The organism is Chitinophaga sp. Ak27 (assembly GCF_012726295.1).
Lineage (GTDB): Bacteria > Bacteroidota > Bacteroidia > Chitinophagales > Chitinophagaceae > Chitinophaga.
On sequence record NZ_JABAOB010000003.1, the window covers coordinates 862,913 to 879,292 of the forward strand.

The 16,380-nt window shown below is 46.3% G+C and carries 17 protein-coding genes; 12 read left to right on the plus strand and 5 right to left on the minus strand.

Features of this window, described 5'->3' with window-relative positions:
• The first annotated feature begins 138 nt into the window (after nucleotides 1-138).
• The 5 genes from HGH90_RS14825 (at nucleotide 139) to HGH90_RS14845 (ending at nucleotide 4,607) form a co-directional block, all read left to right on the plus strand.
• The gene (locus HGH90_RS14825; protein ID WP_168762191.1) at nucleotides 139-531 is read left to right on the plus strand and encodes an HYC_CC_PP family protein; all 393 of its coding nucleotides are present in this window, start codon (nucleotides 139-141) and stop codon (nucleotides 529-531) included.
• Between the two features lie 82 nt (nucleotides 532-613).
• The gene (locus tag HGH90_RS14830; protein WP_169191412.1) at nucleotides 614-1,162 is read left to right on the plus strand and encodes a heavy-metal-associated domain-containing protein; all 549 of its coding nucleotides are present in this window, start codon (nucleotides 614-616) and stop codon (nucleotides 1,160-1,162) included.
• A gap of 14 nt (nucleotides 1,163-1,176) precedes the next feature.
• Nucleotides 1,177-2,040: a hypothetical protein gene (locus HGH90_RS14835; RefSeq protein WP_169191413.1), complete on the plus strand. Its 864-nt coding sequence runs from the start codon at nucleotides 1,177-1,179 to the stop codon at nucleotides 2,038-2,040.
• A 3-nt stretch (nucleotides 2,041-2,043) separates the two neighbouring features.
• On the plus strand, nucleotides 2,044-2,616 hold the full coding sequence (locus HGH90_RS14840) for a helix-turn-helix domain-containing protein (protein ID WP_247679784.1): 573 nt from the start codon (nucleotides 2,044-2,046) through the stop codon (nucleotides 2,614-2,616).
• 386 nt (nucleotides 2,617-3,002) lie between these two features.
• Entirely contained in the window at nucleotides 3,003-4,607 is a 1,605-nt protein-coding gene (locus HGH90_RS14845; protein WP_169191414.1) for a murein L,D-transpeptidase, read from the plus strand.
• An 80-nt stretch (nucleotides 4,608-4,687) separates the two neighbouring features.
• On the opposite strand, the gene HGH90_RS14850 is transcribed toward HGH90_RS14845, so the two are convergent.
• Complete coding sequence (locus HGH90_RS14850; RefSeq protein ID WP_168739626.1) at nucleotides 4,688-5,917, minus strand: NADP-dependent isocitrate dehydrogenase; 1,230 nt, start codon at nucleotides 5,915-5,917, stop codon at nucleotides 4,688-4,690.
• Between the two features lie 239 nt (nucleotides 5,918-6,156).
• On the minus strand, nucleotides 6,157-7,428 hold the full coding sequence (gene icd, locus HGH90_RS14855) for an NADP-dependent isocitrate dehydrogenase (RefSeq protein ID WP_168762195.1): 1,272 nt from the start codon (nucleotides 7,426-7,428) through the stop codon (nucleotides 6,157-6,159).
• 191 nt (nucleotides 7,429-7,619) lie between these two features.
• On the opposite strand from icd, the gene HGH90_RS14860 reads away from it, so the two are divergent.
• The 6 genes from HGH90_RS14860 (at nucleotide 7,620) to HGH90_RS14885 (ending at nucleotide 12,060) form a co-directional block, all read left to right on the plus strand.
• Entirely contained in the window at nucleotides 7,620-8,225 is a 606-nt protein-coding gene (locus HGH90_RS14860; RefSeq protein WP_248277011.1) for an SGNH/GDSL hydrolase family protein, read from the plus strand.
• A 41-nt stretch (nucleotides 8,226-8,266) separates the two neighbouring features.
• Nucleotides 8,267-8,935 carry an FAD-binding oxidoreductase gene (locus HGH90_RS14865; RefSeq protein WP_168762197.1) on the plus strand — a complete coding sequence of 223 codons (669 nt, stop codon included), beginning with the start codon at nucleotides 8,267-8,269 and terminating at the stop codon, nucleotides 8,933-8,935.
• A 150-nt stretch (nucleotides 8,936-9,085) separates the two neighbouring features.
• Nucleotides 9,086-9,850, plus strand: a complete 765-nt coding sequence (locus tag HGH90_RS14870) for a LiaF transmembrane domain-containing protein (protein ID WP_169191416.1) — start codon at nucleotides 9,086-9,088, stop codon at nucleotides 9,848-9,850.
• A gap of 66 nt (nucleotides 9,851-9,916) precedes the next feature.
• Nucleotides 9,917-10,270, plus strand: a complete 354-nt coding sequence (locus HGH90_RS14875; RefSeq protein ID WP_168739619.1) for a DUF4288 domain-containing protein — start codon at nucleotides 9,917-9,919, stop codon at nucleotides 10,268-10,270.
• A 10-nt stretch (nucleotides 10,271-10,280) separates the two neighbouring features.
• Nucleotides 10,281-11,345, plus strand: a complete 1,065-nt coding sequence (locus HGH90_RS14880; protein WP_211092848.1) for a sensor histidine kinase — start codon at nucleotides 10,281-10,283, stop codon at nucleotides 11,343-11,345.
• Complete coding sequence (locus HGH90_RS14885) at nucleotides 11,323-12,060, plus strand: LytR/AlgR family response regulator transcription factor (protein WP_168762199.1); 738 nt, start codon at nucleotides 11,323-11,325, stop codon at nucleotides 12,058-12,060. Before HGH90_RS14880 ends, HGH90_RS14885 begins: the two co-directional genes overlap by 23 nt.
• Nucleotides 12,061-12,138: 78 nt before the next feature.
• Here HGH90_RS14885 and HGH90_RS14890 read toward each other — a convergent pair whose 3' ends face one another.
• Genes HGH90_RS14890 through HGH90_RS14900 form a run of 3 tightly spaced genes read right to left on the minus strand, consistent with a single transcriptional unit; the run spans nucleotide 12,139 to nucleotide 15,132 of the window.
• Nucleotides 12,139-12,549 carry a thioesterase family protein gene (locus HGH90_RS14890; protein WP_169191417.1) on the minus strand — a complete coding sequence of 137 codons (411 nt, stop codon included), beginning with the start codon at nucleotides 12,547-12,549 and terminating at the stop codon, nucleotides 12,139-12,141.
• A gap of 13 nt (nucleotides 12,550-12,562) precedes the next feature.
• The gene (locus HGH90_RS14895; protein ID WP_168762201.1) at nucleotides 12,563-14,437 is read right to left on the minus strand and encodes an Nramp family divalent metal transporter; all 1,875 of its coding nucleotides are present in this window, start codon (nucleotides 14,435-14,437) and stop codon (nucleotides 12,563-12,565) included.
• 35 nt (nucleotides 14,438-14,472) lie between these two features.
• Complete coding sequence (locus HGH90_RS14900; protein WP_168762202.1) at nucleotides 14,473-15,132, minus strand: metal-dependent transcriptional regulator; 660 nt, start codon at nucleotides 15,130-15,132, stop codon at nucleotides 14,473-14,475.
• Between the two features lie 131 nt (nucleotides 15,133-15,263).
• On the opposite strand from HGH90_RS14900, the gene HGH90_RS14905 reads away from it, so the two are divergent.
• Nucleotides 15,264-16,205 carry a hypothetical protein gene (locus HGH90_RS14905; RefSeq protein WP_169191418.1) on the plus strand — a complete coding sequence of 314 codons (942 nt, stop codon included), beginning with the start codon at nucleotides 15,264-15,266 and terminating at the stop codon, nucleotides 16,203-16,205.
• Nucleotides 16,206-16,380: the final 175 nt, after the last annotated feature.

A 16,380-nucleotide genomic window follows, 5' to 3' on the forward strand; every position in this document is an offset into this window, starting at 1 on the left:
CATAAAAAACACAAAACAAAAAGCTATTATGTAATATGTTTTTTGCAAATATTTAACATCGCAATGATCATGTTACATAATAGCTTTTTGTTTTATGCTTTACGCTTTCGGCTTTTTCGACTATCTTTGTTATTCAACATGAAACGCTTTTTTACCATATTACTTGCCATTCTGTATGTGACGCTTACCAGCGGATTTGCGGTAAATGTGCATTATTGTATGGGGAAACTGGCATCGGTGGAGTGGCTGGATACGCCGGCAAATTTTTGCCAGCAATGTCATAAGCCATCGAAAGGCATGGATTGTTGCAAGAATGAATTCAAGTTTTGTAAGGTAACCGAGTCGCACCAGGCAGCCAAAGTAGTGCAGCAAACATTGAGCGTTACTACTACAGACATGCTGTTGCCGGTAAGAATACTGCCCGTTCCTGCATTATCTGTTGCTGCTAACTGGATTAGCGGTAATCCCCATGACCCGCCGGATCTCGTTACTACCCCTATTTTCCTCCGCAACTGCACTTTCCTGATCTGATGCATACTGTTGTCCGTTTACTACGGAATTGTACAGTTATGACGTTTCTATTCATTTTATTTATTTAATCAGATCATTCATCATGAAAACAATATCCATTATATTGCTCGCATTGAGCTTGACTTTTGGCGCCAATGCCCAATTTAAAAAAGCCAGCGTACATGCTACCGGCCTTACCTGCGCCATGTGTTCAAAAGCAACTTATGAAGCCCTGGAATCACTGCCCTTTGTGGATAAGATAGATACCGACCTGGATAATACCACCTTTATACTCACTTTCAAGTCCAATGTGCCGGTAAATATCGATGCCATCAAAGCAAAAGTGGAAGACGCCGGATTTTCTGTAGGTAAGCTGGTGATGACGGCAAATTTTGATGGAGTGAATATTAAAAACGATGCCCATGTGGCTTTTGCCGGTAATACCCTGCATTTCATGGATGTGAAAAACCAAGTGTTAACAGGCGATAAAGATATTACGGTGATCGATAAGGATTTTGTGTCTGCCAAACAGTTCAAAAAATTCAGTACCGAAACAAGTATGCCCTGCTATAAAACAGGAATGATGACAGGCGATTGCTGCAAAACAGATGCAACGGCTGCTTCTAAACGGGTATATCACGTTACCATTTAATACTTGCCGGCTATATGAAAAAAATTTTGATGATAGCAGTGGCGATCATGGCTGGCAACGGCATCCTATCTGCCCAGGAATTATACGTAAATACAGAGCCGGCGAGTAATATGCCGGCCCACTCCCTTGGCATACGACTGACCAATAAGTTTTTTAATATGGAGCATTCCCGGGAGAACGGGATGCGTTTTGAGCCTGAAATCATGTGGGGCGTCAACAAGAAGCTGATGTTACACCTGCAGGGATATGCGTCCAATATGATGCAGTCGTCTGTTCGGGCGGAAGGAGGAAGCGTTTATGCAAAGTATCGCTTCCTGTCGCTGGACCAGCAGCATGCGCATTTCCGCATGGCGGCATATGTGCGGGGTGCTGTGATCGACAACCCTTACTACCCGGTGATGGCTGCGGGCGCCCATCCCATGCAGCCCTATAATAATAAGGAGCTCGACCTGGAAGGTGCTGCTTCTGGCGTAAACGGGGGGATTATTGCTACCCAGTTATTGCATAAGCTGGCGTTGTCTACCACGTTGGGATATTCCCGTTATATGAATAACGTGAAAGATAATATTCCGGATGATTTCTCCCGGAACGCCATTAACTACAGTCTTTCAGCAGGTTACCTGGTATTGCCGGTGAAGTATAAGAGCTTCCAGCAAACCAACCTAAACCTGTACCTGGAGTTATTGGGAAAAACGAATACCGATGGGATAGGCCGTGGTTCCTACCTGGATATTGCCCCTGCCGTACAGTTTATTTTCAACAGCACCACGCGCCTGGATTTGTCGTACCGTGCGCAGGTAGCCGGCGATATGCCAAGAAATACGTTTAACTCTTTTTTAATCAGGGTGGAACACAACATCTTTAATATCAAAAAGTAGTCGATGCCTACAACAGATCTGTATATAAAAAATATGGTTTGTCCACGTTGTATTAAGGTGGTCACGAATATACTCACGGAACAGCAGCTGGATATTCTGGATATTCAGCTGGGAAAGGTAACGGTGAAGGGAATAGTAACAGAGCCGCAACAGGAAAAGCTATCGGGATTATTACAACAGGAAGGATTTGTGCTGATCGACGACAGGAAGCAGCAGTTGATAGCCGGTATAAAGAGCATCATTGTGCAGGTAGTGCATCATTCTGAATTGGATGAAATGAGGGAAAATTTTTCTACTTTACTGGCAGGGAAGTTGCAAAAGGACTATCATTATCTCAGCAATCTTTTTTCTGAAACAGAAGGCACTACGATTGAACAATACATTATTCAACAAAAGATAGAACGGGTAAAGGAACTGCTGGTATATAACGAGTTAAGTTTAAGCGAAATCAGTTATAAACTGGGATATAGCAGCGTAGCGCATCTTTCGGCTCAATTCAAGAAAGTTACAGGCCTCACGCCCAGCCAGTTTAAGCAATTAAAAGCGCCGGGGCGTATACCGTTAGACAAGATATAGTGAGAAGTTAGTTGTTTTAGTTTTAGTGTAAAAGAGGCTGCTGCACACCGCGGCCTCTTTTTAAAAAAATCTGACATGAAAAAAGTATTAAGCGGTTTACTTCGGATTTTACAATCCTTATTTATGAAGAAGGATTGCTGTAAATAACAGGAGTAGCCGTGCAACCAGTAGCGAACGGGAGACGAATGTGAATATTTTACATTTGTTTCCCGTTCTTTTCTTAATCAGGCCCATCCCGGGAAATGCACGGCAGTTACAAAAATTTTCAGCACAGTATTTGTAAAACCCCTTACCTTTACCATAGCGATTTACTGCAGATGAAGAACAGAAATTTAATTATTAGTTTGTTGTGCGGATCTGGAGTGTGCTTGTTGTTAGCCTCTTGTGTGAATAAAAAAAAGCATACTGCCCCAAAACAAAAACAGATTGTAGCAAACATCAGACAGCTCGACGAAGTGATCAGCGATAATATCACAGAACGGTTGTCGGCCCTGAAAGACAATGATGGAGAACTGGAAGACAGTTTACAGGCTTTCCGGCCTGCTGCTATTCAGGAATTTTACGGACAAGACAAACCTTCCGGCCAATGGTCTAAGAATGGTGTGGCCAGCCCTGCTGCCGACTCTATGTTGATGATGATTCAACAGGCGGAGGATGCGGGACTTTTACCAGCGCAGTACCATGAGCCTGCACTTACAGCTGCCTGGACGCAATTGCACAATGATGCTGCCGCCCAAAAGGATGCCGCGCTGTGGGCAAAAGTGGATGTACTGATGACAGACGCTTTTATGCGGATGACGTCGGACCTGAAGTTTGGCGTAGCGCCGAGGGATAGTATCACCCTTCGAAAAGACTCCACCTTTACGGACGCGCAGCTGATCTCCAGGTTAAAAGAAGCATTGAGCGGTAACAATGTTACCAGCTCTCTTCATGCACTGGAACCTACGCATGCCGGTTACCTGGCATTGAAAGAAGGCATACAGGCATTCAAGTCGAAGTATGGACATTACCACTGGGATACCCTGCCGCTCAACTATACCGATACGCTGGTATTCAAGCAGCTGGTGATTAACCGCCTGGTACAAAGTGGCCACCTGGATACCACCGGCCGGGGAGCAGATACATCGTTGCTGAAAGCCGGTGTGAAAGCATTCCAGAAAGAGTTTAACATCTATCCGGACGGCGTAGCCGGCAGGCGCACAGTTATTGCCCTGAACCGTTCTATGCACGATTGGGTGATGCAGGCAGCTGTAAACATGGACCGGTGGCGGAAGTTGCCGGATACCCTACCCACGCAATACATTATGGTAAATGTGCCCGGGTATTTGCTGCGGGTAGTAGATAGCGGGGAAGTGAAGCTGGAATCGCGTGTAATTGTAGGCGCACCGCGCACCCGCACACCGTTGTTAAACTCCTACATGACTAATTTCATGATGTTCCCCTACTGGCGCGTGCCTTACAGTATCGTGTTTAAGGAGATGTTGCCGGCTATTAAGAAAAATATCAATTACCTGGCGTCTAAAAACCTGGAAGTAATAGATAAAGATGGCAATGCCATAGATCCGGCTTCTATCGATTGGTCGAAGCTGAGCAAAGGGCATTTCCCTTATGTATTGCGGCAAATGGACGGTATTGACAATTCGCTGGGCATTATGAAGTTTAATTTCCGCAATAAGTACAGCGTATACCTGCATGATACCAATAATCGCGGGTTATTCAAGAATTCTATGCGTGCCATGAGTCATGGTTGCGTAAGGGTACAACAATGGGATAGCCTGGCGCAGTTCCTGGTACGGGCCGACAGCATAAGACATAGTGGAGATAGTGTACGTGTATGGTTGGCCAGGGAAGAAAAGAAGCAGGTAGATCTGCCTAAACATGTTCCTATTTACCTGCGTTATTTCACCGCAGAAGGGCAGAACGGCGAGTTGGTTTTCTATGATGATATCTATGGCGAAGATAAAGTCATGAGAAAGAAAATGAAGTTATAATAGTGTTTCAGCGATGAAGTCTAAATAAAAAAAGCAGCGAAATTTTCGCTGCTTTTTTTATTGGAAATGTGAAGTATCACTTAAGCCAGTTTTGCTTTCAGTGCAGTGTCCAGCGCATCCAGGAATTCTTCTGTATACAGGTAGTGTTTACCATGTTCTACTTTATTGCCATGGATGCAAACAGCCAGGTCTTTCGTCATTTTACCACTTTCCACAGTTTCGATACAAACCTGTTCCAGTGCATGACAGAAATTGATCAGGGATTGGTTGTTGTCCAGTTTGCCACGGAATTCCAGACCGCGTGTCCATGCGAAGATGGATGCGATTGGGTTGGTAGACGTTGGTTTACCAGCCTGGTGATCGCGGTAGTGGCGGGTTACAGTGCCATGTGCTGCCTCTGCTTCCATGGTTTTACCATCTGGAGTGATGAGGGTAGACGTCATCAGGCCGAGGGAACCAAAGCCTTGCGCTACGGTATCAGACTGTACGTCGCCATCATAGTTTTTACAGGCCCATACAAAGTTACCATGCCATTTCAGTGCGCTGGCCACCATGTCATCGATGAGACGGTGCTCATAAGTTAAGCCGGCAGCATCAAATTGCGCTTTGAATTCCTGTTGATAGATGTCTTCGAAGATATCTTTGAAGCGGCCGTCATATTTTTTCAGGATGGTATTTTTAGTACTCAGGTACAAAGGCCATTTTTTCATCAGCGCCTGGTTGAAACATGCGCGGGCAAATCCTTTGATAGATTCGTCGGTATTGTACATAGCCAATGCTACGCCATCACCTTTGAAGTTATATACTTCATGTTCGATTACTTCACCGTTTTCACCTTCAAATTTGATGGTGAGTTTACCTTTTCCTTTGGTAACGAAATCGGTAGCACGGTACTGGTCACCGAAAGCATGTCGACCAATACAGATCGGCGCTGTCCAGTTAGGTACCAGGCGTGGTACATTTTTCATAACGATTGGCTCACGGAATACGGTACCATCCAGGATGTTACGGATAGTGCCGTTGGGTGATTTCCACATTTGCTTCAGGCTGAATTCCTTTACACGGGCTTCATCCGGAGTAATGGTGGCGCATTTGATACCTACGCCTACTTCTCTGATAGCGTTGGCAGCATCAATGGTTACCTGGTCGTTGGTAGCATCGCGATGCTCCATGCCCAGGTCATAATATTTAATTTCAACGTCCAGGTATGGAAGTATCAGTTTGTCCTTGATGAATTTCCAGATGATGCGTGTCATCTCATCACCGTCCAGTTCTACCACCGGATTAGCAACTTTAATTTTTTCTGCCATTTCGGGTTTTTTAAAAATTAGATTAAAAGCAATTCTCAACAATTATTCAAGCGATCCCTTGCGGGATAATCACGAAAAATACAAATAGCTGGGAAAAAAACAAAATTAAGAAAGCATAAAGCGCAAAGCTGAAAGCAAAAAGCTATTGTAGCGAATGATCAAAGCGAATATTGTATCATATTTCGCCTGGTTCATTCGCTACAATAGCTTTTTGCTATATGCTGTAAGCGTTATGCTTATTACAGGTGCATTTGTTTGATGACTTCATCGGCAAACTCGCTGGTTTTAACCAGGGTAGCATCGTCCATCAGGTTGTAGAAGTCGATGGTTACGCGTTTGCGCATGATCGCTGTGCTAAGACCATGTACAATGATTTCTGCTGCTTCTTTCCAGCCCATGTATTCCAGCATCATTACACCGCTCAGGATCACGGAGGATGGGTTCATGGTGTTGGTGTTGGCAAAGCGGGGTGCAGTACCGTGTGTAGCTTCAAATACGGCGTAGCCGGTGTTGTAGTTGATATTAGCGCCCGGAGCGATACCGATACCGCCTACCGCTGCAGCCAGCGCATCGGAGATATAGTCGCCGTTCAGGTTCAGGGTAGCTACTACGGAGTAGTCTTGCGGCGCCAGCAGGATCTGTTGAAGGAAGTTATCAGCAATAACGTCTTTAATCAACAGTTTACCTTTTGCCATGGCTACTTTCAGCTCTTTGTTGGCTTCTTCTTCCCCAAGGTCTTTCTTGGTTTTTTCCCAATGTTCCCAGGTATATACTTTATCGCCGAATTCTCTTTCTGCCAGTGCATAACCCCAGTTTTTGAAACCACCTTCGGTAAATTTCATGATGTTGCCCTTGTGAACGAGGGTAACAGAAGGGCGTTTGTGTTCCAGTGCATAAGTAATAGCCGCCCTTACCAGTCTGTCTGTACCTTCAATAGATACAGGTTTGATACCGAGGGAAGATGTTTCGGGGAACCTGATCTTTTTAACGCCCATTTCATTTTGCAGGAAATCGAGCAGTTTTTTAGCTTCAGGCGTGCCTGTCATGTATTCTATGCCGGCATAGATGTCTTCGGTGTTTTCACGGAAGATCACCATGTCAACTTTCTCCGGGTGTTTAACCGGAGAAGGTACTTTGTTGAACCAACGTACAGGCCTTACACAGGCGTACAGATCCAGTTCCTGGCGCATGGCCACGTTCAGGGAACGGATTCCACCGCCTACCGGGGTAGAAAGCGGACCTTTAATAGACACGAGATATTCTTTCAGCGCGTCCAATGTTGCCTTTGGCAGCCATTCTCCTGTTTGCTGGAAGGCCTTTTCACCTGCCAGTACTTCTTTCCATTCAATTTTCCGATCACCACCATAGGCTTTTTCCACAGCTGCGTCGAATACACGGACACTGGCTTTCCAGATGTCGGGACCTATTCCGTCGCCTTCTATAAATGGGATGATGGGATTTGCAGGGACCTGTAAAAGGCCATTGTTCATCGATATTTTTTCTGCCGGCATAAAACGGTTTCTTTATGCGTTACGTAATTGTTGTAATCGGGTGCAAAGGTAACGCTTTTCCACTTAAAGCCCGGTCAAGTTTCTATTGTCATCAGGCAAATTTTCCACCGGTATATAACTTTTTGCTTATGTTAGTATTAATGTTATTTTGCTGCACATTTTTTTGCAACAACAAAATCGCAGACACCAGCATGACTCCCATCACATATCTCGCCCTCGGCGATAGTTATACTATTGGTGAACAAGTTGCCTACCCGGAATGTTTTCCTGTGCAAGCCGCCGCCCTGCTCCAAGAGAAAGGATACCAGGTTGACAAACCTGTAATTATCGCTACTACCGGGTGGACTACCGATGAACTGTCGGCCGGTATTGCAGTTGCACATATTACGCAAACTTATGATATAGTAACATTGCTCATAGGAGTGAATAATCAATACCGTGGCCGTTCTGTAGAAGAGTACCGGCAGGAATTTACCGTTTTGCTACAACAGGCGATCGCCTTCGCAGGCCATCGCCCCGCGCATGTAGTGGTATTGTCTATTCCCGACTGGAGCGTTACGCCCTTCGCAGCCGATCGTGACCGGGAGCAGATAGCCCGGGAAATAGATGCTTATAACGCGGTGAATAAAGCCATAGCCGTGGAACAGCAGGTACAATACGTTGATATTACCCCCTTCACCCGGGAGGCTTCGAAGGATCTTTCCCTGGTAGCCCCCGATGGCCTGCATCCGTCAGGAAAAGATTACCATCGCTGGGCCCTCGCCCTGGCGCCACGGCTGGAACAGGCTTTGCGGTAAATACCGACGTACGCTACATTCATCATAGTAAACCTAAACCAATGGAAAGCCATATCGTAAAAATTCTCGATGTTACCCCCGTAACACACAATGTCCGCAGGTTTACTGTGGAAAAGCCCCATGGATATAACTATATACCTGGCCAGGCTACGGAAGTATCTGTAAATAAGCCTGGATGGGAGGAAGAAAGACGCCCTTTCACTTTTACCAGCCTCACTTCCTGGGAAAACCTGGAGTTTACCATAAAAATATATGATGACCATAACAGCGTTACCCATGAACTGGGGCAACTGAAAGCCGGCGATGAACTGATCCTGCACGATGTATGGGGAACCATTCATTATAAAGGAGAGGGCGTGTTTATAGCCGGAGGCGCGGGTGTAACCCCATTTATCGCCATTTTACGCGACTTACAGGAAAAGGGGAAGCTGGGGCATAATCAGCTTATCTTCTCCAATAGAACCCGGCAAGACATTATCCTGAAAGAGGAATTTGAGCACATGCTGGGTAACCGGTTTATCAACACCCTTACCGCTGATAATACACCGGGCTACGACCACCGGACTATTGATGAAGCTTATCTGAGGGAAAAAGTCAGTGATTTCAACCAGCATTTCTACATCTGTGGCCCTGATCCCATGGTGCAGCAATTAAAGGCCATCCTGGTAAAATTAGCCGGCGATGAGGCCCTGGTAACAGTGGAGATCTAGTTTCACCGGTATCTCCCCAATAGGGAACGTCTGGCCTGGCATTTTCACCGGTAATTTCCTGCCGTTTACCGGTAGTGGTGCTTTATTAGCCTAAACGCTGTTTTAAAAGCGGGAGGGCCGTTCTACATTTGTATCATAAACATTAAACAAATGAAAAACGAAGATATCGAAGCATCAAGAAGGAAAAGCCGCGGCATAGGTGGCGTTATTTTGATCATTGTGGGTATATGCCTGTTGCTGCAACGCTTAAACCTGAACCTGCCGTACTGGTTGTTTTCCTGGCAAACTATCCTGATGGTTGTTGGTATTGCTATCGGCGTTAGTCATAATTTCAGAGGGATAGGATGGTTCATCATGGTATTGGTAGGCGGTATTTTCCTTGCAGGAGATATTTTTGACTGGCCCTATAGCAGTGCAGAGTTTATCTGGCCGGTGGTGCTGATTGCGGTAGGAGTGTCGGTCATCGCAAAACGGAGTTATTCCACTAAACAATGGAAAGATAAAAAAGCAAATTTTGCGGCAGATTTTGCCAGTAACCTGGGCGAGGTATCTGCCAGCGGTGCTGATAGCGACGATGTTTTGAATGCCACCGCCATCTTCGGTAGTGTAGATAAAGTGGTCATGTCTAAAAACTTCAAGGGAGGAGATGTGACTTCCATCTTTGGCGGCACCGTACTCAACTTTATGAAAGCCGATATACAAGGCACCGCTGTACTGGATGTTACTGCCATATTTGGTGGCTGTGAAATCATCGTGCCTTCCAACTGGAAATTAAAAGTAGATGTAACCAGCATCCTGGGCGGTGTTGATGATAAACGCTATCCTGAATTGCTAACCAATAACGGTCCTGAAAAAATGTTGGTTCTGAGAGGCTCCTGCATTTTCGGCGGACTTGAAATCAAGAGCTACTCCTGATTATTAACAGGCCCCTGGCTCCCTATTATTCGACTCTATCTCGTTCCAACTTTAAAATCTTTTCTTATGCATTGGTTTGTTGCGAAAGTAGTATATCAGATTATTTGCGGTGACGGAAATCATACCCCGCAATTCGATGAGCAATTAAGATTAATCAGCGCTGTTACCAAGAAAGATGCATGTGACAAAGCCCGTGAAATTGGTATGCAGGAACAATATGCATTTAAGAATCAACAGCAGGAGCTGGTACAGTGGAAATTCATCAATGTACCGGAAGTATATACACTGGATCAGTTAACAGATGGTATGGAATTGTATTCCCGTATTGAAGAACCGGGGGATCCAAATTCCTATATCGCCTGGTTGCAGATGAAATCTGCGCAACTGCAGGGCCAGCAATATTTTGAGCTTAACGTATAAAATCGCGCTATTGGCAAAACAAATCATGAAAGGCAAGGCATGGTGGATGTTTATCATGTCTTTTGGAGTATGGCTGTTGCTGTATGGAGGATTGCTCTACTTCTGGTTTGATATTCCCCTATGGCAGGCCGTTACCGACAGCGCCGTACACGTGATATTACTGGGAGCTGCCGGGATCATTATCAGCCAGAACGTAGCCTATTACCGGCCAACGGTGGAAAGCATGAAGTTTGGTTATGTTAACGTAGTTAGTTTTTCGCTGTCGGTATTATGGGTATGTTTAAGCCGATGGATACTTAAATCAGTGTTTGTAACAGATACGGTTTACCTGCACTGGCTTAACAATGCTATCCCCATTCATGGGCTGGTGGGCTGGATGATCATCACCGGCATTGGGTTGAGAAGCCAGATGTGGTACGATGCAGAAGACGCGCAGGAAATGTTGCAACGGAAAGAGGCCAACGAAAAAATAGTGAGAGAGGCGGAGTTGTTTAAGCTGCGCCAGCAATTGCAACCACACTTCCTGTTTAATAGTCTCAACTCTATCAACGCATTGATTATGCTTCGCCCGAAAGAGGCCCGGGAAATGGTGCTGAAGCTTTCTGATTTTTTACGGGGTTCCATCAAGCGGGAAGATGAGGAATGGATTACCTTAGCGGAAGAGCTGAACTATCTGCAGCTATATCTTGATATTGAGAAGGTACGTTTTGGGCACCGCTTAAGCACCGAGGTTGTTTCCGATGAAAATACAGAAAAGATGCGGATGCCACCCATGTTACTGCAACCGGTGGTAGAAAACGCCATTAAGTATGGACTGTACGATACTACCGGCGAAATTACCATCAGCATACAGTCATGGATAGCCGACAATATGCTGTATATTTCTATACAAAACCCATTTGACAACGAGTTACAACAACCTAATAAAGGCACCGGATTTGGCCTGAATTCCATACGGCGAAGGCTTTACCTGTTGTTTGCACGACAGGATCTGCTGGAAACTACTGCCGTTGAACACATTTTTACGACAATCATTAAAGTACCACAAACCCATGATAAAAGCAGTAATAATTGATGATGAACCATTGGCCCGTGAAGTAGTAAAGGAATACCTGCTAAACTTCCCGCAGATACAGGTAGTACAGGAATGCAATGATGGATTTGAAGGGTTGAAAGCAATACAGCAACAGCAACCGGATATTATTTTTCTCGACATACAAATGCCGAAGATTACCGGCTTTGAGATGTTGGAACTGGTAGAAAATATGCCGGCGGTTATATTTACTACTGCCTTTGAAGAACATGCCATCAGAGCTTTTGAGGTGCATGCGGTAGATTACCTCCTGAAACCGTTTTCCAGTGACCGTTTTGATAAAGCTGTTCAGAAGTGGCTGGATCAATACCAGTCAACGCCCGCCAGCACAGCTGCTTTGCTGGAAACGGCCGCAGCCAACCCGGTACAAAGTAACCGGGTGGTGATCAAGATCAATGGTAAAATAAAGATCATCCCGGTACAGGATATTCACTATATCGAAGCAGCCGATGACTACGTGAAAATCTTTACACCGGAAGGAAACTTTCTGAAAAACAAGACCATGTCTTTTTTTGAGAAGATGCTGGATCCGCAGCAGTTTACGCGGGTACACCGGTCCTATATCCTGAATGTAAACCAGGTAACCCGTATTGATCCGTATGAAAAAGAAAACCACCTGGCTATCCTGCGCAGCGGGGCGAAAGTATTGGTGAGTAAAACAGGGTATCCCCGCCTGAAGTCTGCATTGGGCCTGTAAAAGAATATTCATCCTTTATATAAAAGTCAGCCATCCGGCTATCAGCAACGCTGGTGAATGGATGGCTGACCTGTTTTTTTATGGATGTTGTTGATCTTTGCCCAACCCTGCAAACAATCGCTCCAGTTTTTCCTTTTTTAAGATCTTCTGTACCTGTGTACCGTTTGCAATGAGCCGGCCATTTACCGTGGCGGTGTAGGTGCAGGAAATTTCGTGTTGTTGTATATGGCTGACAGTGGCCGTAAACAGCACCTCGCTGCCTATTAAGGCCGGCGCCATATGATGGATGGTGAGTTGTACTCCGATGCCTTCTTCTGTATCGTCTTTCATGTCCAGTACAAACAGGCGGCAACACCATTCTGCGTCGCGGGCCAGGGCGAAGGTGGCATAAACAGGATGTACATTTCCGCTGTCGAAGGCGGCGCAGTCTTCCGGCCGTACAATGCGGCGGAATTCTTTATGGTCGCCAGGTTGAAAACGTTGCTGCATGTAAAAAATATTATCACTGTACTACCAGCACCGGTATTTTTACGCGGTGTCTTACCTGGTTGGCGGTTTCGCCGTATAGCCAGTCTTTGAAGCCGCGATGTCCATGTCCGCCCAGCACGAGGAAGTCGGCGTTTTCTTCGTGTACAATGCGGGCAATTTCGCGGGGGCGTCTGCGGAAACCGAGTACGCCTTTGGCGTTGATATTGCGGCTTTTTAACAAGGTCAGGTAAGTGTCGAGCTGGGCCTGATCCCGCCGTGTTTCCAGGTCGTCAGAATCTTTCCCGAAGTATTTGGCGGAAGCGCTTTCCACGATATGGATCAGGATGTACTGCGTATTTTCATTACCGTGAGCAATAGCGTTGGTGATGATTTCCCGGTCTCTGGCGGTGAAGTCCAGCGCCATGGCGATGCGGTGGTAAGCTGGTTTTTCCATTTCGCCCAGTGATACCTGGGTGGTGTGTATACCAGCAGCAGCATCTTCGCGATAGCGTCTGCGCAGGGGATAAAGGATGGTAATGAAGAGCATCACCACAAAGCCGGCGCAGCCGGCAATAATGAGTCCGTCTACAAACATATTTCCGGTACCAGACATATAGCCGATGGCTTCTGTGAATACCATTCGCATGTTAAGGTACACCAATAAAATGGTGACTGCCCAACTGATAATTTTTGTAGGTAGGGAGATAGTAAAATTGCCCATTGTTTTCCTGTCGCTCACAAAGTGTATCAGCGGGATAATTGCAAAGCCCAGCTGCAGGCTGAGTAATACCTGGCTGAAAACCAGCAGGGCGCCTACTTCATCATCGCCGGCAATGAGTATCACCAGCAGTGCCGGGATAATGGCCAGCAGCCGGGTGATGAGCCTGCGCAGCCAGGGGTTGATACGCAGGCGCAGGTAGCCTTCCATTACAATTTGCCCCGCCAGGGTACCGGTAACGGTAGAACTCTGCCCTGCAGCAATTAATGCCACGGCAAAGAGGATAGGGGCCAGTTTACTGCCCAGTAGCTGATCCAGTAATTTATGAGCATCCTGTATCTCGGCAACATCGGTGCGGCCGCTTTTAAAGAATACCGCGGCAGCCAGGATGAGGATAGCGGCATTGACCAGGAAGGCCAGGTTCAGGGCGATGGTACTATCCAGAAAATTCATCTTGATGGCTTGCCTGATGCCGGCATCATCCCGCTTAATTTTTCTGGTTTGTACCAGGGCAGAATGGAGATAAAGGTTATGCGGCATCACGGTGGCGCCAATAATACCGATAGCAATATACAGCGCTGTATTATCGGGGATTGAGGGAATGAATCCTTTGGCTACTTCGCCCATTTCCGGCTTTACCAATAGCAGTTCTACCAGGAAGGAGGTGCCTACAATGGCTACCAGGGAAATAATAAATCCCTCCATTTTACGGATGCCATAGCGTTGTAATATCAACAGGAGGAAGGTATCCAGTACCGTTAAGCTCACGCCCCAGATAAGGGGAAGCCCGGTAAGCAGCTGGATACCGATGGCCATTCCCAGTACTTCGGCGAGATCGGTAGCAGCAATGGCAATTTCTGCCAGTATGTAAAGGATAAAGTTTACCAGTGGCGGATAGGTTTCCCGGTTGGCCTGGGCCAGGTCGCGTCCGCGCACAATACCAAGGCGGGCACTCAGGCTTTGTAGCAGAAGCGCCATCAGGTTGCTCATCAGCAGTACCCAGAGCAGCTTGTAGCCGTATTGACTGCCGCCGGCCAGGTCGGTAGCCCAGTTACCCGGGTCCATATAACCTACACTGACCAGGTAGGCGGGGCCAAAGAAGGCAAAGATTTTCTTCCACCTGGATTTTCCGCTGGTTTCTACGCTCTGATGTACCTCACTTAGCGATGTGGCTGAATGTATATGTTCCATGCTCATAGTAGATAATAATTCGGGCTGCACGAGGATTATACGGGTCTTACCATAATGTTTCTGGCTACCTGTTCACTGATCGTGATGGCCGGATGTTGTTTCAGTTTTATTTCAATAGAGTTGTCGTATTCATAGTGGGCAATTACCTCTAATTGAGTGCCCAGTTTAATGTTTTTGGCATTCAGGAAGGCCAGCAAGGCGGTTGATTGATCTGTAACGGCGGTTACCACCAGGCGCCGGGCGTTGGCCTGGTCCAGCGAGGTTTGCGGGCGCGGTTTGGCCATTTTACCGTGGGCGTCGGGTATTGGGTCGCCATGTGGATCTATGACCGGGTTACCGAGATAGTCGCTGAGGCGGCTGATTAATTTTTCACTCCGTACATGCTCCAGCTCTTCTGCCAGCTCGTGTATCTCTTCCCAGCTAAAGGCCAGCTTATCTACGAGGAAGCATTCCCAGAGGCGATGGCGCCTGATAATCTGTAAGGCCACCCTTCTGCCTTCGGAAGAAAGCGTGATGCCTTTATATTTTTCGTAGTCAATCAGTTTTTTTTCTTTCAACTTTTTAGCCATGTCTGTTACCGATGCTGGCTTGGTTTCCAGTTCATAGGCCAGGGCGTTGGTCGTTACCACCGCATCGCCTTCCTGTAGCTTGTAAATGGATTTTACGTAGTTTTCCTCCGCGATCGATAAATTCATGTTATCTAAAATATTATTTAGACAAATCTAAATAATAAATCCGAACTTTTATCTATCCGGTATGTTTTTTGATTTTTAGCGCGCACATATAAAAATTATATCTAACTTTTCGCCCAGAACTAACTTTTCGAATGAAGCGTATCCTTTTATTATTACTGGCCATTGGCGTATTGGCAGCCTGCAAATCCAAGAAGAAAACAGGCAGGGGTGATGAACCAATGACATTTGAAGATTTCCAGGCACTGTTTACACCTGGTACGCTGCCCTACAAGCTTACTCCAGACACGCTGCAGCTGAAGCTGGCCGACTCGCTGGCATTGGACACCGCCGCCATGCACTTTTTACCCGATACCCTGGGTAAGGGCGATTTTGGCAAACGTGAGCAGGTGGACTATTTCCCGTTGCAGCGGATTCCCGGCGGCGTAGTCAACTATATGGTAGTAAGAGGGGATGGCCGCTCCCAATCCGTAGGTTATCTCTGCTTCTTCGACAAAAAGGGTAAATACCTGAGCCGTATACGTGTAGCCAATACCGGTAGTGCAGATGGTACTACTTCTTCCCTGTTGATAGATAACAAAAACGTAATTAAGATCAGCAGTGAGAAAAGGCTGGATGGTAACCGCAGCGCATTGAAAGAAGATTTTTACATGGTAGATGCGAAAGGTACTACCACGCTGATTATGACTAACTCCAACGGGCCTGCCAATGCCGGACAAATATTCAACCCCATAGACACCCTGCCCCGGAAACACAAATTTTCAGGTGATTATACTGCCGGCGATATGAGCATTGTATCTATCCGTGATGGTGAGGATAATAAAACATTCCAGTTCTTTATTACCTTCTCCAAAGATAATGGCGCCTGCAAAGGAGAGCTCAGTGGTAAAGGAAATTACCTGGCCGGTAACCGTGGTGAATACAAAGACAAAGAATCTTCCTGTGGTATTTCCTTCCAGTTTTCTGCTGGTAGGGTAAATATCCGGGAGATTGGTGGCTGTGGCGCCTACAGGGGAATTAAATGTTTCTTTGAAGGAGGATTTGTGAAAAAAGCAGAAAAGAAGAAAAAGAAGTAAAATATTATTGATAAGCATACAGCCGCTCGTATACCACGGGCGGCTGTTTTATTGTGCGCCAGGCATGTGTTATAGCTCTAGGGTGTAAGTCCCGAATGCACTTTGCAGCAGGAAGCATTAGCCAATAGCAAGGGTGTCCATCGTAAGGTGGAATCTGAAGGAAGCTGGCGGCAAA